Origin of the sequence: Bacillus sp. AY18-3 (genome assembly GCF_008042305.1) — a bacterium.
GTDB classification, from domain to species: domain Bacteria; phylum Bacillota; class Bacilli; order Bacillales; family Bacillaceae_G; genus Bacillus_A; species Bacillus_A wiedmannii.
The window spans coordinates 208,149-230,008 of sequence record NZ_QKQR01000002.1 but is presented as its reverse complement, the minus strand read 5'-3'; the positions used below and the strand labels follow the sequence as shown (position 1 = coordinate 230,008).

General features: G+C 34.7%; 27 protein-coding genes. 19 read left to right on the top strand and 8 right to left on the bottom strand.

Going from position 1 to position 21,860, the window contains the following annotated elements; all coding sequences use genetic code 11:
• The first annotated feature begins 3 nt into the window (after positions 1-3).
• Positions 4-873: a TIGR03943 family putative permease subunit gene (locus tag DM800_RS01760; RefSeq protein WP_088063115.1), complete on the top strand. Its 870-nt coding sequence runs from the start codon at positions 4-6 to the stop codon at positions 871-873.
• 195 nt (positions 874-1,068) lie between these two features.
• Entirely contained in the window at positions 1,069-1,575 is a 507-nt protein-coding gene (locus tag DM800_RS01755; protein ID WP_000141167.1) for an acyl-CoA thioesterase, read from the top strand.
• 126 nt (positions 1,576-1,701) lie between these two features.
• Here the strand turns inward: DM800_RS01755 and DM800_RS01750 are convergent, their stop codons facing one another.
• Complete coding sequence (locus tag DM800_RS01750) at positions 1,702-1,788, bottom strand: YjcZ family sporulation protein (RefSeq protein WP_000505094.1); 87 nt, start codon at positions 1,786-1,788, stop codon at positions 1,702-1,704.
• Between the two features lie 160 nt (positions 1,789-1,948).
• On the opposite strand from DM800_RS01750, the gene cls reads away from it, so the two are divergent.
• From cls to DM800_RS01725, 4 genes are all read left to right on the top strand, one after another.
• Positions 1,949-3,133 carry a cardiolipin synthase gene (cls, locus tag DM800_RS01745; protein ID WP_147786278.1) on the top strand — a complete coding sequence of 395 codons (1,185 nt, stop codon included), beginning with the start codon at positions 1,949-1,951 and terminating at the stop codon, positions 3,131-3,133.
• Between the two features lie 31 nt (positions 3,134-3,164).
• Positions 3,165-3,623, top strand: coding sequence for a spore coat protein (locus DM800_RS01740; RefSeq protein ID WP_000340548.1), 459 nt, complete (start codon positions 3,165-3,167; stop codon positions 3,621-3,623).
• A gap of 187 nt (positions 3,624-3,810) precedes the next feature.
• Positions 3,811-3,990, top strand: a complete 180-nt coding sequence (locus tag DM800_RS01735; protein WP_001045960.1) for a hypothetical protein — start codon at positions 3,811-3,813, stop codon at positions 3,988-3,990.
• Between the two features lie 243 nt (positions 3,991-4,233).
• Positions 4,234-4,854: an NAD(P)-dependent oxidoreductase gene (locus tag DM800_RS01725; RefSeq protein WP_000861616.1), complete on the top strand. Its 621-nt coding sequence runs from the start codon at positions 4,234-4,236 to the stop codon at positions 4,852-4,854.
• 25 nt (positions 4,855-4,879) lie between these two features.
• Here DM800_RS01725 and DM800_RS01720 read toward each other — a convergent pair whose 3' ends face one another.
• The 3 genes from DM800_RS01720 to DM800_RS01710 form a co-directional block, all read right to left on the bottom strand.
• A complete protein-coding gene (locus DM800_RS01720; RefSeq protein WP_000217325.1) occupies positions 4,880-5,362 on the bottom strand; it encodes a DUF456 domain-containing protein in 483 nt (160 codons plus the stop codon).
• A 1-nt stretch (position 5,363) separates the two neighbouring features.
• A complete protein-coding gene (locus DM800_RS01715) occupies positions 5,364-6,671 on the bottom strand; it encodes a hemolysin family protein (RefSeq protein ID WP_000353742.1) in 1,308 nt (435 codons plus the stop codon).
• Between the two features lie 208 nt (positions 6,672-6,879).
• Positions 6,880-7,749: a hypothetical protein gene (locus DM800_RS01710; RefSeq protein WP_147786277.1), complete on the bottom strand. Its 870-nt coding sequence runs from the start codon at positions 7,747-7,749 to the stop codon at positions 6,880-6,882.
• 244 nt (positions 7,750-7,993) lie between these two features.
• On the opposite strand from DM800_RS01710, the gene cbpA reads away from it, so the two are divergent.
• From cbpA to DM800_RS01690, 4 genes are all read left to right on the top strand, one after another.
• Positions 7,994-8,641 carry a cyclic di-AMP binding protein CbpA gene (gene cbpA / locus DM800_RS01705; RefSeq protein WP_088063119.1) on the top strand — a complete coding sequence of 216 codons (648 nt, stop codon included), beginning with the start codon at positions 7,994-7,996 and terminating at the stop codon, positions 8,639-8,641.
• A gap of 436 nt (positions 8,642-9,077) precedes the next feature.
• Positions 9,078-10,415, top strand: a complete 1,338-nt coding sequence (brnQ4, locus tag DM800_RS01700; protein ID WP_395940407.1) for a branched-chain amino acid transport system II carrier protein BrnQ4 — start codon at positions 9,078-9,080, stop codon at positions 10,413-10,415.
• Between the two features lie 66 nt (positions 10,416-10,481).
• Entirely contained in the window at positions 10,482-10,811 is a 330-nt protein-coding gene (csaA, locus tag DM800_RS01695; RefSeq protein WP_046954946.1) for a chaperone CsaA, read from the top strand.
• A 17-nt stretch (positions 10,812-10,828) separates the two neighbouring features.
• Complete coding sequence (locus DM800_RS01690) at positions 10,829-11,356, top strand: DUF1572 domain-containing protein (RefSeq protein ID WP_088063120.1); 528 nt, start codon at positions 10,829-10,831, stop codon at positions 11,354-11,356.
• On the opposite strand, the gene DM800_RS01685 is transcribed toward DM800_RS01690, so the two are convergent.
• Both DM800_RS01685 and DM800_RS01680 read right to left on the bottom strand, forming a co-directional pair.
• Positions 11,329-11,634 carry a permease gene (locus DM800_RS01685; RefSeq protein WP_147786335.1) on the bottom strand — a complete coding sequence of 102 codons (306 nt, stop codon included), beginning with the start codon at positions 11,632-11,634 and terminating at the stop codon, positions 11,329-11,331. The genes DM800_RS01690 and DM800_RS01685 overlap by 28 nt on opposite strands.
• Positions 11,635-11,638: 4 nt before the next feature.
• A complete protein-coding gene (locus DM800_RS01680; RefSeq protein ID WP_088609014.1) occupies positions 11,639-11,935 on the bottom strand; it encodes a hypothetical protein in 297 nt (98 codons plus the stop codon).
• 89 nt (positions 11,936-12,024) lie between these two features.
• On the opposite strand from DM800_RS01680, the gene spoIIP reads away from it, so the two are divergent.
• The 5 genes from spoIIP (at position 12,025) to DM800_RS01655 (ending at position 16,782) form a co-directional block, all read left to right on the top strand.
• Positions 12,025-13,179, top strand: coding sequence for a stage II sporulation protein SpoIIP (gene spoIIP / locus DM800_RS01675; RefSeq protein WP_147786276.1), 1,155 nt, complete (start codon positions 12,025-12,027; stop codon positions 13,177-13,179).
• Between the two features lie 222 nt (positions 13,180-13,401).
• Positions 13,402-13,899, top strand: a complete 498-nt coding sequence (locus DM800_RS01670; RefSeq protein WP_147786275.1) for a GNAT family N-acetyltransferase — start codon at positions 13,402-13,404, stop codon at positions 13,897-13,899.
• A gap of 11 nt (positions 13,900-13,910) precedes the next feature.
• Entirely contained in the window at positions 13,911-14,651 is a 741-nt protein-coding gene (locus DM800_RS01665) for a M15 family metallopeptidase (RefSeq protein ID WP_088609016.1), read from the top strand.
• 23 nt (positions 14,652-14,674) lie between these two features.
• Positions 14,675-15,121, top strand: a complete 447-nt coding sequence (locus tag DM800_RS01660; protein WP_147786274.1) for an NUDIX hydrolase — start codon at positions 14,675-14,677, stop codon at positions 15,119-15,121.
• A gap of 185 nt (positions 15,122-15,306) precedes the next feature.
• Complete coding sequence (locus DM800_RS01655; protein ID WP_097906684.1) at positions 15,307-16,782, top strand: amidase family protein; 1,476 nt, start codon at positions 15,307-15,309, stop codon at positions 16,780-16,782.
• Positions 16,783-16,824: 42 nt separating this feature from the next.
• Here DM800_RS01655 and DM800_RS01650 read toward each other — a convergent pair whose 3' ends face one another.
• Positions 16,825-18,045, bottom strand: a complete 1,221-nt coding sequence (locus tag DM800_RS01650; RefSeq protein WP_147786273.1) for an MFS transporter — start codon at positions 18,043-18,045, stop codon at positions 16,825-16,827.
• A 275-nt stretch (positions 18,046-18,320) separates the two neighbouring features.
• Here DM800_RS01650 and DM800_RS01645 point away from each other — a divergent pair, with 275 nt between their 5' ends.
• From DM800_RS01645 to DM800_RS01630, 4 genes are all read left to right on the top strand, one after another.
• On the top strand, positions 18,321-18,749 hold the full coding sequence (locus DM800_RS01645) for an NfeD family protein (protein WP_087982739.1): 429 nt from the start codon (positions 18,321-18,323) through the stop codon (positions 18,747-18,749).
• A 2-nt stretch (positions 18,750-18,751) separates the two neighbouring features.
• The gene (locus DM800_RS01640) at positions 18,752-19,723 is read left to right on the top strand and encodes an SPFH domain-containing protein (RefSeq protein ID WP_046954938.1); all 972 of its coding nucleotides are present in this window, start codon (positions 18,752-18,754) and stop codon (positions 19,721-19,723) included.
• A gap of 264 nt (positions 19,724-19,987) precedes the next feature.
• Positions 19,988-20,578, top strand: coding sequence for a histidine phosphatase family protein (locus DM800_RS01635; RefSeq protein WP_033656322.1), 591 nt, complete (start codon positions 19,988-19,990; stop codon positions 20,576-20,578).
• A gap of 6 nt (positions 20,579-20,584) precedes the next feature.
• Positions 20,585-21,361 (top strand): Cof-type HAD-IIB family hydrolase, encoded by a 777-nt coding sequence (locus DM800_RS01630; protein WP_087982735.1) that lies wholly within the window; start codon positions 20,585-20,587, stop codon positions 21,359-21,361.
• A 7-nt stretch (positions 21,362-21,368) separates the two neighbouring features.
• Here the strand turns inward: DM800_RS01630 and DM800_RS01625 are convergent, their stop codons facing one another.
• Positions 21,369-21,830 carry a DinB family protein gene (locus DM800_RS01625; protein ID WP_137014330.1) on the bottom strand — a complete coding sequence of 154 codons (462 nt, stop codon included), beginning with the start codon at positions 21,828-21,830 and terminating at the stop codon, positions 21,369-21,371.
• Positions 21,831-21,860: the final 30 nt, after the last annotated feature.

The window sequence follows — 21,860 nt, the reverse complement described above, 5'->3', positions numbered from 1 at the left end:
GTTATGTTTCGAGCATATATATTATTAGGTTTTACAATCTTAATTGCGCAGCTTCATATTTCAGGTAATATTACGAAGTATATCAATATGAAGTATGCCTATTTATCAAAAACAGCAGCTATTATTTTAGGTTTTTTAACGGTCGTTCAAATTATTATCGTTTTCCAAAAAGAACATCAAAAAGAAAAAGAACAGCACAATTGTGGTTGTGATCATAGCCATTGCGGGCATGATCATTCAAAAGATGAGAATACATGGTGGAAAAAAGCATTTTCGTACTCATTGTTTTGTTTTCCGATTGTCTCAGGGCTGTTTTTCCCGATTGCAACGTTAGATTCAGATATCGTTAAGGCGAAAGGATTTCATTTTCCTGTTGCACAAGCAGAAAGTACAGATCCATTTATGACAAGGCAATTTCTAAGACCTGATACGAGCATTTATTACGGGAAAGAAGGATACCGTGGTGTAATGGAAAAGGGGAAAAAAGAGTTTGTTACGAAAGATAGTATTACTTTAAAAGATGAAGATTTTCTAAAAGGGATGGAAACAATTTATAATTATCCTGGCGAGTTTACTGGGAAAAAATTATCTTTTAAAGGGTTTGTTTTCAAAGATGACTCTTCTCAAAAAGAACAATATTTCTTATTCCGTTTCGGGATTATACATTGTGTAGCGGATTCTGGTGTATATGGTATGTTAGTGAAAAAACCAGAAGGTGTAGAATGGAAAAATGATGATTGGATTCAAGTTGAAGGAGAAATATCAACGGAATTTTATCAGCCATTCCATGCGAATATCCCTGTATTAGAAGTAACGAAATGGAATAAGGTTGAACCGCCAAAAGAACAATATGTATTTAGAGGAGCCGATTGATAACATCGGTTCTTTTTTGTGGACTAAGAGTTCTGAATGTTGTTAATATTAAACGTGTAGTGATAGTAAGCTCATACCGTTCTAGTGTTAATGGGAAATGGAACTCTTACCGAACTTCTTTGCTCCAGCCGAATTTTGTGGTGGGAGTCTTAATGTCTGCAAATAGCGGGTTAAATAATCAAAGAGGTGATAACAATGACTGAAGTAAAAGGGAAAACAGCTAATGAGTCTAGAGTGTTTAAAACGAGCCGAGTATTTCCAACAGATTTAAACGATCATAATACGCTATTTGGTGGGAAGATATTAGCCGAGATGGATATGGTTGCTTCTATTTCAGCAACGAGGCATGCAAGAAAAGAATGTGTCACAGCATCTATGGATTGGGTAGATTTCTTACATCCTGTTCGCTCTTCAGATTGTGTTAGTTATGAATCTTTTGTAATTTGGACGGGTAGAACTTCTATGGAAGTATTTGTGAAGGTAGTAGCAGAAGATTTAATTTCGGGTGAGAAACGTATAGCAGCAACGTCATTTGTTACTTTTGTTGCACTTAGTAAGGAAAATAATCCGGTTCCTGTGCCGCGAGTTATCCCTGAAACAGAAGAAGAGAAAGAATTACATCGCATTGCAGTGTTACGTGCAGAACAACGCCATATACGTAAGGCGGAGAGTAAGAAAGTAGCTACATTATTAACTTTTTGAGTTGAATATGTAGTCGTTAAAGGTACAATAACAAACGGAAATGTTTTTCATATGAAAAGCGGACACCTAAAAATAGGTGTCCGCTTTTATAGTTTTTTCATCCACATATCATATGACGATAACTACTTAGCAGAAGCAAGCAGCACCGACGATGATTAAGAGGATAAATAATACGACTAATAGTGCGAATCCATTACCATGTGCGAAGCCCATTGTTATTTCCTCCTTTTATTTTAAGATACAACATACAATATGCAAATGAGCTATCGTTTGATATGGACATATATCATGTAATGACATATTTTCTTGAATGATATTGTATTAAAAAAGGGAAGATATAGAAATAACAGTAAGTGGAGGAAGGAAAATATCCATGAAACACTTTTTCGTTGTAATCCTTTGTTTAATAGGTGTATTCATTTGGATGAACATCGATGTGGAAATGGGGAAAAAAATGGCTAGTGAATATGAATTAGGGCAAGTTCGATTAGGTGAATTTCAACTATATACGAACGGTGAAGAGTTATATACGAAATTATTTGAGGATATACGTAATGCAGAAAAGTACATATATATCCATTTTTATATTGTAGGTAAAGATGAAATAAGCAAAGAGTTTTTGCAGTTACTCGAGAAAAAGGCATTGAGTGGAGTAGAAGTAAAATTGTCAGTTGATCGAATAGGTGGATATAAGCTGAAGAAAAAGATAATTCGTCAACTAAAAAGCAATGGTGTCCAGTTTACGTTTAGTAAAAAACCTAAATTGAAACATTTATTTTATTCGTTGCATCAACGAAACCATAGACGCATTGTTACGATTGACGGAAAAGTATCATATATCGGCGGCTTTAACATTGGAAAGGAGTACCTTGGACAAGATCCGAAATTTGGTCCGTGGCGTGATTATCATGTGCGAGTAAATGGGAATGGTGCTAAGGATATGGAAAGAAAATTTGCTGCTGACTGGAAAGAAGATACGGGAGAAAAAATGCCTATACATAAAAGTCTACCTGCAATTGGGCATGTGAAATATCAATATTTATTTTCAGATGGAAAAGGGTTATGGGAAAAATATGGAGCGCTTTTAAAGCAGGCTAAAAAGTCTTTAATTATTGCTACGCCATATTTTGTACCAAGTAAAGAAATGATGAAAGAGTTAAAAGGTGTATTAAACCGAGGTGTCAATGTGAAAATTCTCGTACCATTTAAAAGCGACGCAGTATTGTTAAAACAAGCTGCCTATCCGTATTTGAGAGAGATGAACCATGCTGGAGCGGAGATCTATCAATATCGGAATGGTTTTTTTCACGGGAAAGTAACAATCATTGATGGAGAAATTGTTGATATAGGTACAGCGAATTTTGATAATAGAAGTTTTTATTTAAATTGTGAATCTAACTGTATCATATATGATACAACAGTTGTTGCTGACGTATGGAACCGATTAAAAGAAGACTTTCATAAATCAAAAAGATTTTCAGAAGAAGACTTTGAGAAAATTAGTAAGTGGGATTGGTTTTTAGCAAGAATAGCAAATGTTATAGCATCATATTTATAACATATAGACAAAAGAGGAGGGAGGTATTTTCATGGATTGTATGAAAGAATTAATGAGGTATAGTTATATGCTTATTTATAAGGTTGGGGAGTATACAGGGGAGGTAAGAGACGAAGAATTAAAAGAGCTATTACAGCATCATTTACCATATATGTTGCAAGCGTATAATGAACAAGTGAATTTTCAAGAAGGAGAGAATGTACAGCATATAACTTGTGAACCAATTTCATCTCATTTTCATGAAATGGAAAAGGAAACTGATAGTAAATATACAGGGGATATCCATATTGCAACTTGTTATATTTCGCATTTAAAACGGTTAGCACTAAAGTTCGCTCAAGTGGCAGTTGAAGTTGCGAATCCAGAATTCCGCTCGTTCTTAGAAAATTGCTTCCTGAAAATGAATCGTTATGCCTATAGTGTATGGCAATATGTTGTGAAGAAAGAGTATAAGATTAAACATGTATATGAAAATGAGAAGTTTGCATAAGAAACTAAGGCGGAAAGATAGGCGCCTTAGTTTTTTACTTTTCATGGAGAAAAAAGACTAGGTGTACATATCTATTATTAGAAAATTTACAAATATTTACCGTTTATTTACTATTTTTCAATCTTTCCTTTAAAAATAGAGAGTAATATGGGGGTTGTACATATTCTATCTAAAGGAGGAAACGCAAATGAACAAATGGGTTAAATCATTAACTGCTATGGCACTTGCAAGTTCTTTATTAATGGTAGGTTGTAGTAAAGGTGAGGACAAGAAGAAAGAAGACGATACAACAACACAACAAGAGGACAAAAAGGATAAAGAAACAAGTGGAACTGAGAAGTCTACAGATTCTAAAGAAAAGAAATAAAGTGAAACTTTAATCAGTGGGGCATCCCCCACTGATTATTAGTTGAACCAATCGGGCTTTAACGGGCAATTGATCCCCATCTAACTTCTTTGTTTTTACTGAATTTTGAGGTGGGGTCTTACTGCCCGTTAAAGCGGGTTAAAATAATAATAGAGCTTCCTCTTATATATGAGGAAGCTTTTTTGTTGTAAATTGATTGAGATTATTGAAAAATAGAGGGAGAATGAAATAGGGGGAAAACAAATGAAAGTATGTATATTAGGAGCAACAGGTCGAGTAGGTTCAAATATAATAAAATTAGCATTAAAGGATGCAGCTGAAGTAACTGCATTAGCACGTGATTTAAATAGAATAGAAATACAACATGAAAGGTTACGAGTAATAGAAGGTAATGTACTAAATGAAAATGATATAAAGAAAGCGATAGAAGGAAGCGATATAGTAATAAGTGCACTTGGTACGGATCGAAATGGAACGTTAGCGAAGAGTATGCCACAAATTATAAAGCAAATGGAAGAAGAAGGGGTACATAAAATCATTACAATAGGAACAGCAGGTATTTTACAAGCAAGAACAAATCTAAATTTATATCGTTTTCAATCAGCTGAATCAAAAAGGAAAATGACAACAGCAGCAGAAGATCATTTAGCTGCATATAAGATACTTAGTAGTAGTAATTTATGTTGGACGGTCGTTTGTCCGACGCATTTAATAGACGGTGATGTGACAGGAGTGTATCGAACTGAAAAAGATGTATTACCAGAAGGGGGAGCGAAAATAACAGTTGGTGATACAGCGCAATTTACGTGGAATCTGTGTAGTGAAAACAAATATGAGAATAGTCGAGTAGGTATTTCATATTAAAAAAACCATCCCGAAATTGGGATGGTTAAAAGATGATATAACATACAAATATGAGAATCATAATGATTTGGAGAATAGCTTTCGCTACTGTGCTGCTTAAAAAACCAACTACAGTAGCAACTCCTACTAGAAAGGCGTCTTTTGGCGCTTTTTTATGCATGAGTTCTGTAATAAATACCGATAAGAACGGTATGATAATTAAACCGAATGGTGGGAAGAAGAAAGATCCGACAATAATAGAAATCATACCGACACGCTCTCCCCATTTAGAACTCCCATATTTCTTTAAGAAATATCCATTTGCAATAAAATCAGCAATGAAAATAAATAGTGTGAAAATGACTTGAATAATCCAAAAGGAAGTTGTTAGTTCTCCGCCATTTATACCAAAATGGTAAATGAAATATCCAGCCCAAACAGCAAGGATGCCTGGAATGATAGGATAAATAAAGGCGAGAAATGAAACAATGAAACAGGCAATGATACAGATTGTTAATAATACTGTCACTTTATAACTCCTTCTTCGTGTCTAATTTATGTACCGCAATTTTTTTCACTTGATGTCCATCAAGTTCTAGTGCTTTAAATTGAAAACCGGCAAATTCAATGGAATAACCAGCTTCAATATTTAAATCAACTGCTTGAGAGAGGAGCCAGCCTCCAATTGTATCTAAATCGCTATCATCAATATGCAGGCCAAACATATCATTTACTTCAGAAATGAGCACCTTCCCATCTAAAACAGTAAGCTTCGGCGTACGTTTTTCAATCATAGGTGATTCATCCGCATCAAACTCATCTTGAATTTCTCCAATGATTTCTTCAAGAATATCTTCCATTGTTAAAAGTCCAGCAGTACCACCATATTCATCCATAATGATTGCCATCTGAACGCGATTCTTTTGTAGATGTACTAATGTTTTGCGAATTGGAACAGTTTCAAATACAGTTAGTACTGGATGTATGTAAGATTCAAGTGGTTTATGAATGCCTTTCGTTTGATCGTGAAATACTTCTTTCGTATTGATCATACCGATAATATCATCTTTATCTTTTTCGATGATCGGATAGCGTGTATACTTTTCAGTTGCGACGATATCCATATTCTCTTCTAACGTATTTTCAGTAGATAAGCAAATCATTTCTGTACGAGGGACCATAATTTCTTTCGCGACCCGGTCGTCAAATTCAAAAATATTATTTACATATTTATATTCGGTTTGGTTTATTTCGCCGCTTTTGAAACTTTCACCTAAAATGAGTCGTAGTTCCTCTTCAGAATGGGCAAGTTCATTTTCTTTCGCAGGCTCTAAACCGAGTAGTTTTGTGAAAAAGATTGCCGTACTATTAAGTAGCCAAATGAATGGATACATAATTTTATCAAATAAAATAAGTGGTCGTGCAAACTTAAGTGTGATTGCTTCAGCTTTTTGAATGGCGAAAGACTTTGGAACTAATTCACCTAATACAACATGGAAAAATGTAATAACACTAAAAGCAATAATAAAGGATAAAGTATTCGCCATTGTTCCAGTAATATTAATCTTTTCAAAGAGCGGTCGTAGTAAATGTTCCACAGTCGGTTCACCAAGCCAACCAAGCCCTAAAGAAGTAATCGTAATCCCGAGCTGACAAGCTGATAAATAAACATCTAAATTAGATAGGACACTTCTTGCAGCTAAAGCTTGTTTATTGCCTTCATTTGCAAGTTGGTCAATGCGACTTTTTCGTACTTTTACAACAGCGAATTCTGATGCAACGAAAAAGCCGGAAATAAGGATGAGCACAAAGATGAGAAAAATATTTAATATGTCCAAGTGTGTTCTCTATTCCGTAGTTTGGAATAAAGATGTCACCTCCTGCGATTATGTTATGCTTTTATAATAAATCCAAACGAAAAGAATAGTCAAAGAAAAAGGGTAAATATTGGCATGTTTCTGCAATAGTTTTTGAATTTGCTGTTATTTTGTCCGCTATCCAAAAGGAATAACCCCCTACTTTCAGATTATAGAGGGTTATTTCAAATTAAGGTTTTGGAATACTTCTCGTTAAAGCGTATGATTGTTGTTTAACGTGATTTGTCGTCCATAGTGTTTGAAGGAAAGAGAGTATGCAATACGGGATATACAAAAGTAATAAGCTAATTGTAACAATAACAGGTGCATTTCCACCGAATTGAACGACAAATTGCAATAGTCCGCTTGCATGAAAAACGCATTCCATAATAACGAATGAAAGAATAATGGAACCTAGAATAGATTTATGATTCGAAGTAAGCGCTAAAAACAATGTATCTACAAGGAAAGAAGATTGTTTTATTTCATATTCATTGGTGTTACTTAAGAAAGGAACCCACTTTTTTATTGCTTGCATAACGATAATCATGGAAGTACTACAAACGATGATAAAAGATGAGTAGTAAGGAAGCTTTATCAATTTTGCGATGTATAGGAGTAGTAATAAGACCGAACATTGTAATAATACAGTACAAAAAGAGTACGGTATCCATTTTAATAAATAAGTGAACTTCTTAACCGATTGAGGTGCTTTAAAAAATAAATGGCCGATCCCTAAGCTGATAAAGAATCCAATCGCAAGAGTAAAGGTAAAACGAACAATCGATAAAAAATATATTTCCCATATGTAAGGGAATAACGGTGTTGAATGATTAGAAGTATGAACCATTTGATTTGCTGAGAAAAAGATAGATTCGTGCATCCAATCAATCTTTGGAATTGTTATAGAAGAAAGTTGTGCGAAGTTATGAAAAATGCTTATAAAGCCAGTTATGTATGAGTATTTATGTGTAATGAGTAATGCAGGAATAGGACTAATGATAAATATAATGAGAACACCAACGATAAATTTACATATATGTGAGCGCAATAAAGACATGTAATCACCTACTCTTAGAATATTCAGAAAATTCTTATTCTTATTTTAGCTTTTTTCGGCGTAAGTTACAATATATTTTTCTTAAAGAAATTTAGTATTGTAGGGGATATAAGTGAATGAAACGTGAATAAATTATGACAAGAAAATGAATAATTTTCAGAAAAGTAAAATAAATTATTTATTTTTTTCTGAAAATATAATATAGTTATGGCACAGAAAGTATTTTAACATAAGGAGGCTGTTTATGAGGATTAAAGGGAATTATGTGCCGAAAAAGGAAGTTTTATTTTGCTCAAGTTCAATTACGATAGGGGAAGCACTGGAGCATTTAAATAAAACTGGGTATCGTTGTGTACCAGTTTTAGATGAAAAAAAAGAGAAATATTTAGGGAATGTATACAAAGTAGATATTTTAGAATATAAAGGTTCGCTGGAAGAGAGTGTAGTACAATTATTAAACGATAAAGAAGGTTATGTTAGAGAAGATTCTTCGTTCTTTAAAGTATTTTTTACAATAAAAAAATTACCTTATTTATCAGTAGTTGATGAAAATGGAGTCTTTCTTGGAATTTTAACGCATAAAAAGGTTTTCGAGTTATTAGAAGATGCTTGGGGCGTTCATTCTAGTAAATATTCTGTCATGATTGGGACACAAGATTATAATGGGGCCATTCAAAAATTATCGACAGTATTAAAGAAATATACAGGTATCCAAAGTTTAATGACTTTTGATAATGATGCCTTATTAGTTCGGAGAATTATGTTTACATTAGGAGAAGAGTTTAACGACGGTGAATTAGAGACGTTACTGAAAGATTTAGAAGATCACGGATTTAGAGTTGTGTATGTGGAAGAGATGAAAAATCCACGCGAAGTTGAAACGATAGAGTAACATGCAAAAGCCATCTAATTATGTTGGATGGTTTTTGTTATGTTACTTGAATAAAGTTATTTAAAAATAATGATAGGATAAAAGTCGAGATTGTAACAATATTTGTGTAAAAGAATAAAAAATGTAGATAATTTTGATTTTCAAAAAAATCAATTTGAAAATATGTTTTTATTTTTCAACTAAATATGTTACTATATGTGTGATAAAAACAAAGAGGTCTGACAACTATACTCCACGCAATACCACTCTAATGAGTTAAATATTCAAAAAAATCAAAAATTAATAATTAGAGTAAAAATAAGGGGAATGGAGAAATTATGGAGAAAGACACTGCTTTGTAAGGGGCATATTTTATCAGCTTGAGCAGAGAGGAGGATGCATAGCATATTGTGAAAATAGAGATAAACAATGAAAAAGTGCTATGCAAATGAAAAGTATGAAGGGACGTTTAAGGCCAGGTGATACGGTAGCAATCGGTTTAATGTTATTTGCACTATTTTTAGGAGCAGGAAATTTAATTTTCCCACCAGTTTTAGGGCAACAAGCTGGAGAGAATGTTTGGATTGCTACAATTGGATTCCTTGTGACGGGAGTCGGATTACCCCTATTAGCTGTAACAGCTGTCGCGTTTGTAGAGGGGGACTTGAAAGCGCTATCTTCTAGAGTTCACCCAATATTCGCGTTTATTTTCCCATTGATTAGTTATTTAGCAATTGGACCATTTTTCGCGATTCCGCGTACTGGAGCCGTTTCATTTGAAATGGGTATGAAGCCATTTTTATCAGAGGCATTGGTTTCCGAATGGTACATGCTATTTCTTTTCACGATAGTTTTCTTCGGAATAACTTGGTATTTATCATTAAATCCATCTAAATTAGTGGATTGGTTCGGAAAATTTCTTACACCATTGTTAGTATTGATTGTTGCTGTTATTGTTGGAAAGGCAATTATTGATCCAATTGGAGAACCAGCTGCGCCGCTAGCAGCATACAAAGAAAATGCTTTCTTTGGTGGATTTATACAAGGATATTTAACGATGGATGCAATTAGTGCGCTTGTATTTGGAATTGTCGTTGTACAAGTTATCCGTTCTAAAGGAATAAAAGAAAGTAGTCAAGTTGCAAAAATAACAGTAGTATCAGGTATTATTGCAGTACTTGGTTTAACGTTAATTTATTTATCACTTGCTTATCTTGGTTCAACAAGTACATCACTTGGTGTATCAGAGAATGGTGGACTTATTTTAACGAATGTTGTAAATGAGTTATATGGAACAAGTGGTAAAATTTTATTAGGGCTCGTTATTATACTCGCTTGTTTAACAACTTCTGTTGGATTAACATCAGCTTGTGCTGGCTTCTTTACAAACTTATTCCCTAAACTTTCGCATAAAGCGATTGTAACGATGGTATGTGTGTTTAGTTTAATTGTATCTAACCTAGGTTTAACACAATTAATCACAGTTACTTTACCAGTGTTAATGATCATTTATCCAGTTGCAATCGTATTAATCGTACTTTCTTACTTCCATAAATGGATTGGGAAGCGTAATACCATTTATATTGGAGCTATTCTAGGCGCATTGTTAATTAGTTTCTTTAACGGTTTAGAAAGTGCGAACATTAAAATTGACGCGATTTCTAACGTACTACAAATGTTACCATTATATAATGAAGGAATAGGATGGTTAATCCCATCATGTATTGGCGGGATTCTTGGTTTCTTCTTCTATAAATCAAATGAATCAAGTGAACTACAAAAGAAAGGTGCTTAGGCGCCTTTCTTTTTTTAAAGGGGATTTTATTGTTTTGTCTAAGTAATAAATGGGAGGAATGATAAAATGGCTAATTTTGAAGATTTTTTAGCTTTGGATTTACGAATTGGAACTGTAACACATGCAGAGGAATTTAAAGAAGCAAGAGTTCCAGCGATTAAACTAGAAATTGATTTTGGAGAGCTTGGAATTAAGCAGTCAAGTGCTCAAATTACGAAGAGATATACCCCAGAAGATTTAATCGGTCAGCAAATCGTTGCTGTTGTAAATTTTCCGCCAAAACGTGTAGCTGGATTTAAATCAGAAGTGCTTGTTTTAGGGGGAGTACCTGAAGCCGGTGATGTCGTATTACTTCAGCCCAATATGGAATTACCAAATGGAACGAAAATTAGTTAGTGTAAAGGCGGGGGAACATGGATATTGGACGAGAATATTTACAATGTGCCATTTCGAATTTTGAAGCAACAAAGAAACAAGGGGAACGGGTGCTTTCTCAATTATCATATGAACAGATTGAATGGTCTTCTCATGAAGCAACAAATAGTATAGCGGTTATTATAAAGCATCTGCAAGGTAATATGCGTTCTAGATGGACGGATTTTTTAACATCTGATGGTGAAAAAATAAATCGTAACCGAGACGCTGAATTTGAAGATGGTTATCATTCTAAGGAAGAGGTTCTCGCAGCATGGAATGAAGGATGGGAATATGTTTTGAAAACGATGCATGTGCTAACGCCAGAAGATTTATTACAGACGGTATATATTCGCGGTGAAGCACATACTGTCATGCAAGCAATTGAAAGACAAATTTCTCATTATGCTTTGCATATTGGACAGATTATTTACATTGGGAAGATGTTAAAAGAAAATGAGTGGGAATGTCTAAGTATTCCTAGAGGACAGTCTGCACGTTATGTAGAGAAAAAACGTTCAACATAATAATAGGAAAGAAACCGAGATAAAATGGGAAATAAGAAAATCACCCAAATAATAGATGGTTCTGTAATCATAAGCATGCTGCCAAAAATAAGTCCGTATATAATAAGAAAGAAATTAAAAAGCGTATTTACAGGGATAAATCGTGAGATGAACACTTGCTGTCGTTTAAAGCAATCACTGTGAAATAAATAAAAGCGGAAGTACGATGTGGCAATAATAAGATCTTTCTTTCGCACAATTCTTTTTTTGCATGTATGACAGATGAATGGTGGTTGCATTTTATTACGCTCCATTTTTTATTTTCGTAATAACGTAAGACAAGATTAAGTGCAAGGTGTATATCCCTATATATCCTCCTGATATAAGAAAAAATGGATTTAGTAAAATTCCATGAATGCTTGTCATGAAAACTAAATCTTGTATTAAAACATCATATATATTAATAGAAATAATTGTACCGAGTACATAAAGTGCTAAGTACGCTGAAATATGTAAAGCAACACGGATTGTAGGATGCTTAGCAAGCCAATAAAAAATAAATGATAGTACAATGGGTAATGTTCCTATTAGTAGCTTCAATTCATTTCACCTCATTAACAATATAGCCGGAATTTAGACGGTCTATTCTCTAGAGCTTGTACATAACTTGAAATAGAGAGGGTGATAGTATGAATCGAGGCTTTTTTTATGTGAAGTTCACAAGTGTACGTAAGTTAGTTTTATTTATTATTACTACAGTACTAGCGACTTTTTTTCTTATTAGTATGATGGTAACCTCTATGAAAGAGACAAAGTCAACGTATTTATATAATTGGTTAAATGAGTTATCGATGAATGGTTACATGTACGTTCTTGGGAAAGAGAATCATTATTTTACACAGGAGTATCGAAATTTAAATCAAGATTTTTCAATTTCTTCGTTTCTCTTTTCTATGGCTACGAATATTCGTTTTAATGATGTACGCAGTTTTGTTGGAAAAGAGCTACCTGGTTTTGGAAAGTACGATACAGAAATTGTTATTGCGGGTGAAGGGACAAATTACTCTAACTTACCGATAGAGTCGAGCGTTCCGCTTGAAGAAGTGGTAAAAGAACGGACTGGTGAAGGCGGACAGGCTCAAAAGCCAAATACGAACAAAGAGAAAAAGCAACCGTCTCAAACAACAGGAAAAAGACAAGTTGCGCTTATTTATCATTCGCATAGTTGGGAATCTTATTTGCCGTTACTAAATTTAGCAAACGATCCAAATCCGAATAAAGCAACAAGTTCCGTCACTAATATTTCAATAGTGGGCGATCGATTTCGTGAACAATTAGAAAGTGAAGGGATAGGAGCTACTAACGACAAGACTGATGTCGGTCAAAAGTTGATTAGTAAAGGGTTAAATAGTAATAGTTCTTACAAAGTGTCACGGGAAATTGTACAAGAAGCAATGACAGGTAATAAAGAACTGCAGTACTTCTTTGACTTGCATCGTGATAGTGCTCGGAAAAATGTCACGACAAAAGCAATTGGAGATAAATCATATGCAAAGCTTGCTTTCGTAATAGGGAAAGGTAATAAAAATTATGAAAAGAACTTACAATTAGCAACAGCTCTTCATGAGGAAATTAATAAGAAATATCCAGGAGTGAGTCGTGGTGTCATTCAAAAAGGATTCCAAACAGGAAATGGTGTCTACAATCAAGACTTATCAGGACAAGCGATATTAATTGAAGTTGGTGGCGTAGATAATACGGAGGAAGAACTAAATCGATCGATTGATGCCCTTGCTAAAGCATTTGGTGAATATTTCTGGCAGGCAGAAAAGGTGAATGGATAAAATGAAACATAAATTTGTGGGAGAGTCTGAAAAAACGTGAGTGTAAAGCTTGCGTTTTTTGTCATGATGAGACGTCACAGAATAGACATAATTTGTCGTTGTTATAGTAATATCGAAATTTGTCAAATCATACTGGGAGATTTACAAAGGGATTTTCGGGAAAGTAGAGAAAATCTTTTTACAAGGAAAACTTTTTATTATAAAACGGGTAGGGTGATAGAAGTGATTAGGGAGATCAAAATAGAAGATGCAGCACCATTTTTGCAATTAAGTAAGCAACTAGATGAAGAAACGAAATTCATGCTATATGAACCAGGAGAAAGAAAATTTACAGCCGAGCAACAAGAACAAATGATTCATCGCTTTATAGAAAATGAATATGCAACAATATTCGTAGCAGTTGAAGAAGAAAGTATAGTAGGGTTTATTTTAGTGAATGGAAATCATATTCAAAGAAAGAGACATGTAGCAAGTATTGTAATTGGTATTTTGCAAGAGTATAGCGGGCGAGGTATTGGGACGAGATTGTTTAAAGAGGCTGAGAAGTGGGCAAGATTACATGATGTATGGCGTTTAGAATTAACGGTAATGGCCCACAATACAAGAGCTCAGGCACTATATAAAAAAGTTGGATTTGAGAAAGAAGGTGTCAAAAGAGCAGCTCTTATTATCGGTGGAGAGAACATCGATGAGTATGAAATGGCCAAATTATTAAAATAAGAGGTCGTTATATGAAAAAAAGATGGATACTACTTGGTATCGTAGCGATGATACTCATTGTTGGAGTAGCAGGAATCAATTATAAAATGTATAAGGATAAGCAGGCGCGCGAGGTAAATGTAAATAACATATTTCCGAAAGCGAAAGAAACGATTGCCAATATGGATGGTGATATTGCGGTAATTAGTAATCCGAATTCGATGCTTGTGCTTGTGAATAAAAGTAGACGTTTACCAGATGGATACAGACCGCCAGATTTAGTTATTCCGAAAGTGCGCTACTCAAGTGAAGGTGATCAAGAAAAGAAAAAAATGAGGAAAGAAGCAGCAGGGGCGCTAGAGGAAATGTTTCAGCAAGCAGATAAGGAGCATATTTTCTTATTTGCAGTATCGGGATTTAGATCTTTCGATCGACAAAAAGCATTAAATACGATGTATAAAAAGCAAGATGGAGCAGTAAAAACAGCGATGTCGAGTGCGGTTCCTGGTACGAGTGAACATCAAACAGGGCTTGCTATGGATATTACATCTCAAGCTGCTAAGTTTCAGCTAGAGACAATTTTTGGTGAAACGAAAGAAGGGCAGTGGCTGTCTGAAAATGCCCATAAATTTGGGTTTGTAATTCGATATACAAAAGAGAAAGAATCGCTTACGGGCTATCGATATGAACCATGGCACGTAAGGTATGTGGGTAACCCACAAGCTACATATTTATATGAAAATCAACTGACGCTTGAAGAAGTAACGCAGTGAGCAATTGAGGGGAGAGAAGGATTATGACGGTGTTATATAAGAAAAAAGTATACGCATATGTGACAAGAGAAAAAGAAGGAGTTATGCAACTGCTTGTTTTTAAACATCGTGATATACCTGAAGCTGGTATACAAGTACCAGGGGGAACAGTTGACGAAGGGGAAACGTTAGAAGCAGCAATTTTACGTGAAGTACAGGAAGAGTCTGGATTACGTCATTTATGCATAGAAAGATTCCTAGCCGATTACATCATACTTGTGAAAGAGAAAAAGGAATATCAAAAGCGGCATTTTTTCCACGTAACTTTACTAACAGATGTAAAAGATGATTGGGAACATATTGTAAGTGCCGGTGAGGAAGATCAAGGGTTAGTATTTTGCTACAAATGGATTGATATTGCAAAATGCCCTGCACTAGCTGGGAAACAAGGTGAGTTTTTACATTTGTTAGATGAGGTATATGTAAAGTAATAAAAGAGTCTGAAGCGGAAATTTAATCGTTTCAGACTTTTTTATTTTTCAGGAAATAAAAGGTTTTTACATTGGTAAGTTGAATTCTTTGAAAGGGATTGTAGTTGTATATGCGAGGAGCGGAGAAAATGAAAAAGTAATAGATACACGTTATCAATAAAAGCTTTTAAAGAAGGAGAATGAAGATGGAGATTCAGTTCAATGCTCGATTACAAAAAGAATTAACAATTCATGATATACAAGTAGCGATGGAAGCTGGGCAATTAACTTCAAAAGAATTAGTTATGTATTATCTTCATAGAATCGCGAAATATGATCAAGAAGGGCCAAAAATCAATTCTATTTTAGAAATCAATCCAGACGCTATTTTTATTGCAGAAGCGTTAGATTATGAAAGAAAGACAAAAGGTGGACGGGGACCATTACATGGTATACCTGTTTTACTTAAGGACAATATTGAAACGAATGACTCTATGCATACAAGTGCAGGTACGATTGCCCTGGAACAAAATATAAGTAGTGAAGATGCATTTCTCGTTACGAAACTTCGAGAAGCAGGAGCAGTAATAATAGGAAAAACAAATATGACAGAATTAGCAAATGCAATGTCTTTTGACATGTGGGCTGGATATAGTGCAAGAGGTGGACAAACAATCAATCCATATGGGACGGGCGAGGATGATATGTTTGTTGGTGGCTCTAGTACGGGGGCTGCGATTGCAGTTGCTGCTAACTTTACAGTAGTATCTGTTGGAACGGAAACGGATGCTTCTATTTTAAGCCCGGCTGTTCAAAATTCTGTAGTCGGTATTAAACCGACTGTTGGTCTAATTAGTCGTAGAGGCATTATTCCGTTCACGTATTCGCAAGATACAGCTGGTCCATTTGCTAGAACGGTTACAGACGCTGCTATTTTGCTAGGGAGTTTAACTGGGGTAGACGAGAAGGATGTAGCTACTCATAAAAGTGAAGGTATAGCAGAACATGATTATACAAAATATCTTGATGTTAACGGTTTACATGGAGCAAAGATTGGTGTATATAGCAATGCACCAAAAGATTATTATGAAACTGGTGAATATGATGAAAAATTGTTTAAGGAAACGATTGAAGTATTGCGTAGTGAGGGAGCAACAGTAGTAGAAAATATTGATATTCCGTCTTTTCATAGAGAATGGAGCTGGGGAGTATCGCTCTATGAATTAAAGCATAGTTTAGATAACTATCTTTCTAAATTACCTTCTACTATGCCAGTACATTCTATTTCAGAGTTAATGGCGTTTAATGAAAACATAGCTGAAAGAGCTTTAAAATATGGACAAACTAAGTTAGAAAGAAGAAAAGATTTTCCTAATACGTTAAGAAATCCAGAATATTTAAATGCAAGATTAGCAGATATATATTTTTCACAAGAACAAGGTATTGATTTTGCACTGAAAAAATATGATCTTGATGCGATTCTATTCCCTTCCTATATCGGCTCGACTATATGTGCGAAAGCAGGTTATCCGTCTATAGCGATACCTGCGGGATATATGGATAACGGAAGACCGTTTGGAATTACTCTTGCAAGCACTGCTTTTTCTGAGGGGACCTTGATTAAACTAGCATACGCTTTTGAACAAGCGACAAAGCATCGGAAAATCCCTAACTTATCATGAATAAAATAAATAGGACAGGAATTCCTGTCCTATTTATTTTGTTCATAAAAGTGAAATATCTTTTTTCTCTGTTTTATCATATTTTAATAAGTTAAATGATAAACAAGCAGAGCACAATATAAGGATAGAAGCGAGAATATAAATAGTACGAACACCGAACAGGTCGGTAATAATGCCAACGCTAAGCATAGAAAGACCAGAAGCTGTTGAAAGAAGTGCGCCGTGTGCTGTATACATTTTGGATAATAAAGAAGGAGCGACGCTGGATTGTAAAACCGTCGTTTGAGAAATATCTCTAATTTGATAACATGGCCCCATTAGAACGCATAGAAAAAGCGCAATAAACCCGCTACTTGTCATACCATATAAAAATGTAAGAATACTAAACATAAGAGAGCCTATCGCCATGGAGCGTATTAAATTGTTTTGAATGTATGTACTCATTTTCCACGCTAATATCCCGCCAATTAACGTCCCTGCATAATAACTTGTGTTAATATATCCCCACCATTCTTCTCCTTTATGAAGGACAGTTGTTACATAAGCCATCGTAATAGCGCCGATCCATATCGTCCCTGCGAAAGTCTCAATTAAGTCCATACATGTAACGGTACGGAGAGAGGGGTTTTGAAATAAGAGTTTCCAACCTTCCAGTAAAGCAGCGCCTTTTGAAGAAGAAGGTTCAATTACTCGTTCAGTATGTATGGAACGTAATGAAACGTGTAGTGCAACACACCCAAAAATCATCAAAATGTTATTCATCATGAGTGTAGAAGTAGCACCGATAAGAAGAACTATAACACTTGTAAATGAATAAGCAGCGGCTTGCGCAATTTGTGTGGAAAAGGAAAAAATACTATTTACTTTTACTAATTGTTCTTTTCGTGTAAGGCGAGGAAGGATACCGTATAATAACGGTGCGCTCCAGCCGCTACATAAAGAAATGAAAAAAATGAAAATGAATAGTGTTACAACGTTTGAGGAAAGGGCTGGGAATAATATCATTAATAAAAATAATAGAACAGTTTTTGTCCATTGTAGTGTGAAAAGTAAGGAATAAGATGAAAAACGATTCATGATAAGTGGTGCAGATGTATTTGCTATAAGATTAGTTATGACTTGTACTAATGGAAAAAGCGCGGTTAATGTAGCTGATTTCGTTGTGGTATACATATGAGTTGTAATAATCATGATGTATACGATGTCAGCGAGAGTAATGCATATTTTAGAGCCTAAATAGTAAATTAGTGAACGATTTTGCAATAAGTACACAACCTTCCTGAGGAAAAACATTCCAATAGTTAGAATAATTATAATTTGAAAGTTGGAATTGTGAAAGAATTTAATTTTTTGTCATTTTTTGAAAGGAAATGTCATGTATAATGAAGAATATATTAATATAGTATTTTATTGATACTTTTTATAACAGTGAATATGTACAATAGCTTGTAGTAAATGCCCCGGTATAAGAAAGGGCGGATAAACCATTCTTTTCTTCATATACATATAGAAAATGAGAAAGAAAGCGAGGGTTGCATATGGCTGCTTGGGTAATTTGGTTTATAATAGCTGGTATTTTATTTATTGCGGAACTGTTGTCGATTACGTTTTATATGCTTTGGCTTGGAATTGGAGCTGTTGTCGGAGGTCTAATTGCTTTGTTTGCCCCTGAAGCACTACTGTTACAAGTTGTTGCTGGTGCGATTGTAAGTTTAACATTGACTTTCTTTACGAAAAGAATTTCAAAAAACTTTCGAGAAGCAAAAGGTTTTACTGATACAGTAGATTTGCTTGTCGGTAAAAAAGGCATTGTTATGCAAGCGATTACAAATGAAGCGAATGGTATTGTGAAGGTGGATGGAGATACTTGGACAGCTATTGCAGATGATCCAATTGATGTTGGAGAAAAAGTTATTGTTATAAAGAGGAATAGTACTATATTACAAGTTAAAAAGGAGAGTGAATAAATATGGCAGTAGCATTAACATTAACGATTATTTTAGCACTAATTGTTGTTACATTTATCGCGTTAACAATTAAAATTATTCCACAGCAAAAAGTTGGAGTCGTTGAAAGATTTGGTAAGTTTCAACGTGTTATGCAGCCAGGATTAAATTTATTAATCCCGATTGTAGATCGAGTTCGTGTATATCATGACTTACGTATTCAACAAACGAATGTACCACCGCAAAAGGTAATTACGAAAGATAATGTACAAGTAGAGATTGATACAATTATTTTCTATCAAATTGTGGAACCGGAACTTGCGACATATGGTATTTCAAACTATGAATATGGTGTTCGTAACATTACTTCTGCAACGATGCGTCAAATCATTGGTAATATGGAACTGGATGAAACGTTATCAGGTCGTGAAAAAATTTCAACAGAAATTCGCTTAGCACTTGATGAAGCAACAGAAAAATGGGGCGTTCGTATTGAACGTGTTGAAGTTGTTGATATTAATCCGCCGAAAGATGTGCAAGCATCAATGGAAAAACAAATGAAAGCAGAGCGTAATAAACGTGCGATCATTTTAGAAGCTGAAGCTGCAAAACAAGATAAAGTTCTTCGTGCTGAAGGTGAAAAGCAAAGTAAAATCTTAATGGCTGAAGGTGATAAAGAAGCACGTATTCGAGAAGCTGAAGGTATAAAAGAAGCAAAAGAATTAGAAGCGCAAGGGGAAGCAAGAGCGATCGAGGAAATCGCAAAAGCAGAACAAAACCGAATTGAATTACTTCGTGAAGCGAATTTAGATGAACGTATACTTGCTTATAAATCATTTGAATCATTGATTGAGGTTGCAAAAGGGCCAGCAAATAAAGTCTTTATTCCGTCTAATGCAATTGAAACACTTGGTACTCTCGGGGCAATTGGAGAAATCTTTAAAGAAAAACAAGCGAAGAAATTGCCTTCTTCAGATACACAAAAAGAACAATAAGAGTGAAAAAGAGAAATGGGATGCCATTTCTCTTTTTATTTTTGAGTAGGATAAAAAATATTAGTCCTTTGCCATTATGGATAGGGCTTTTTTGTTTGTCACTTTTCAAAGAATTATAAGTTTAGAGTGTTTGGAAATGTTAAGTGGAATAACACGTTTACTAGACGGTTAAAAAACTGTCAAAGTAATATATTTTTGTTAAATAAAATTTAAAATATGATATAATGGAATTTTGTGGATATTAAACAAGGGAGTGGGAAACAAGTGCAAATATTATTAATACGCCACGGAGAATCAGAAGCTGATATCTTAAACGTACATGAAGGACGAGCTGACTTTGAATTAACAGAAAAAGGAAGACAGCAAGTGCAAAGGCTTGTACAGAAAGTGAAAGCAGATTTTCCACCAGATTTCATTTGGGCAAGTACATTAAAGCGTGCTCGTGAAACTGGTGAAACGTTAGCTGAAGGAATTGGATGCCCAATTCAACTAGAAGAGGAATTAATGGAGTTTAATAACGGAGTGCAAGCAGGCCTATCTTTTGAAGAAGCAAAGAAATATCCAGAGCCAAAGTTTCTTCATGACCGTTTTGAAAATGGGGAATCATTTATTGAATTTAGAATGAGAATAGAAGGAATCTTTTCTAAAATCGTGACAGAGAATACGTATGAACGGATAGCAATCGTTGCACACGGTGGTGTAATAAATAGTCTATTACGTGCGTTTTTCAAAATGCCCATTTCAATGGACTATTATTTTAAAATGGGAGATACGGGAATAAGCTTAATTGAAATTGATGGCGAACAAAAAACGGTACATTTCATTAATGATACGAATCATTTGGACGGGATGTAAAGACCCGTGTACAAAGTAGTGTTTTTTGATGTTGACGGTACGCTTTTAAGTGAGATTGATAGAAGTATGCACGAAAGTACAAAAGAAGCGATACAAAGATTAATAGATCAAGGAATTCACGTAGTTGTTACAACAGGGAGACCATATAGCTTATGTTCGCAATTTAAAGAGCTGGGCATACATACAATTATTTCTGCAAATGGTGCACATATTAAGTGTGGGGAAACAGTTCTACATAAATCGGTACTTTCAAGTGAAATCGTTCATGATATCTCAGAGTTTGCAGAATTACATGGTCACGGCGTTTCTTATTTTACTGAGGGTTTTACAATGAACGGAATAGCCTCAGATAATGAGCGTGTAATGCAAGCGCTTAGCGAGACGTTAAATTTAGGGGAGTACCCTGAAAAAAGCAAGGATTTGTCTGAAGAGATCTATTGTTTATGTTTGTATGCGGATGAAATAGAATCTCAAAAATTTATTGAAAAATACCCAATGCTTACATTCGACCGTTTTCATGGTTATGTCATAAATGTATTGGAAGATAATAAAGTATCGAAGCTCACCGCAATTCAAAAAGTATTGGATCACTTAAACATTTGTAAATCAGAAGCAATTGCTTTTGGTGACGGTGGAAACGATATTGAGATGTTGCAGTATGTAGGATTAGGTATTGCGATGGGGAATGGCGGAGAAGTACTAAAAACAAAAGCTGATTTCGTTACAAAGAAGGCGAGTGAAGGTGGTATTTTATTTGCTTTAGAGAATTTTCATGTCGTCTAACATACCTTTATTGGAATAAAGGTATGTTAGGATCTTTAATGTGCTCGCACAATAAAATATGAATTTGCCCACGATGATGATAAAAGTGGGCAACAATTTCAAGTAACCATTCAAAGCGGGAATAAGAAATACCCCAATAAGCAGTCTTAATTTCCGCTAATTCTTCATTGGAATAGGATAAAAAAGTTTTAGAAAGTAAATCGTAGCCCTGTAGCATCGTTTTTTGCATTTGCGTAATTGTTTTGGGCGTTTGTTCTTTATAGAAAGTGTGTAGTTGTTTTTCTGTAATACCATTTAAAATGAGTAAATCTGCATGGCAAATAAGAGAAAGATGTGCCCACATTTCAAATAATGACCGCTTTGAGTGAATGGGGTGTATTTTTAATTCGTCTTCTTTATATTGCATAAGCATTTGAATAGAAGTATCAACAGCAACTTTAAATTGATGTAAGGCAGATTGAACAACCATTGTAATTCTCCTCTTCTCCGTATATAATAG

Excerpts from the sequence above, each read along its gene's own strand:
- DM800_RS01760 (WP_088063115.1), top strand. The coding sequence starts at position 4 with ATGTTTCGAGCATATATATTATTAGGTTTTACAATCTTAATTGCGCAG.
- DM800_RS01755 (WP_000141167.1), top strand. The coding sequence starts at position 1,069 with ATGACTGAAGTAAAAGGGAAAACAGCTAATGAGTCTAGAGTGTTTAAA.
- DM800_RS01750 (WP_000505094.1), bottom strand. The coding sequence starts at position 1,788 with ATGGGCTTCGCACATGGTAATGGATTCGCACTATTAGTCGTATTATTT.
- cls (WP_147786278.1), top strand. The coding sequence starts at position 1,949 with ATGAAACACTTTTTCGTTGTAATCCTTTGTTTAATAGGTGTATTCATT.
- DM800_RS01740 (WP_000340548.1), top strand. The coding sequence starts at position 3,165 with ATGGATTGTATGAAAGAATTAATGAGGTATAGTTATATGCTTATTTAT.
- DM800_RS01735 (WP_001045960.1), top strand. The coding sequence starts at position 3,811 with ATGAACAAATGGGTTAAATCATTAACTGCTATGGCACTTGCAAGTTCT.
- DM800_RS01725 (WP_000861616.1), top strand. The coding sequence starts at position 4,234 with ATGAAAGTATGTATATTAGGAGCAACAGGTCGAGTAGGTTCAAATATA.
- DM800_RS01710 (WP_147786277.1), bottom strand. The coding sequence starts at position 7,749 with ATGTCTTTATTGCGCTCACATATATGTAAATTTATCGTTGGTGTTCTC.
- cbpA (WP_088063119.1), top strand. The coding sequence starts at position 7,994 with ATGAGGATTAAAGGGAATTATGTGCCGAAAAAGGAAGTTTTATTTTGC.
- brnQ4 (WP_395940407.1), top strand. The coding sequence starts at position 9,078 with ATGAAGGGACGTTTAAGGCCAGGTGATACGGTAGCAATCGGTTTAATG.
- csaA (WP_046954946.1), top strand. The coding sequence starts at position 10,482 with ATGGCTAATTTTGAAGATTTTTTAGCTTTGGATTTACGAATTGGAACT.
- DM800_RS01690 (WP_088063120.1), top strand. The coding sequence starts at position 10,829 with ATGGATATTGGACGAGAATATTTACAATGTGCCATTTCGAATTTTGAA.
- DM800_RS01685 (WP_147786335.1), bottom strand. The coding sequence starts at position 11,634 with ATGCAACCACCATTCATCTGTCATACATGCAAAAAAAGAATTGTGCGA.
- spoIIP (WP_147786276.1), top strand. The coding sequence starts at position 12,025 with ATGAATCGAGGCTTTTTTTATGTGAAGTTCACAAGTGTACGTAAGTTA.
- DM800_RS01665 (WP_088609016.1), top strand. The coding sequence starts at position 13,911 with ATGAAAAAAAGATGGATACTACTTGGTATCGTAGCGATGATACTCATT.
- DM800_RS01660 (WP_147786274.1), top strand. The coding sequence starts at position 14,675 with ATGACGGTGTTATATAAGAAAAAAGTATACGCATATGTGACAAGAGAA.
- DM800_RS01655 (WP_097906684.1), top strand. The coding sequence starts at position 15,307 with ATGGAGATTCAGTTCAATGCTCGATTACAAAAAGAATTAACAATTCAT.
- DM800_RS01645 (WP_087982739.1), top strand. The coding sequence starts at position 18,321 with ATGGCTGCTTGGGTAATTTGGTTTATAATAGCTGGTATTTTATTTATT.
- DM800_RS01640 (WP_046954938.1), top strand. The coding sequence starts at position 18,752 with ATGGCAGTAGCATTAACATTAACGATTATTTTAGCACTAATTGTTGTT.
- DM800_RS01625 (WP_137014330.1), bottom strand. The coding sequence starts at position 21,830 with ATGGTTGTTCAATCTGCCTTACATCAATTTAAAGTTGCTGTTGATACT.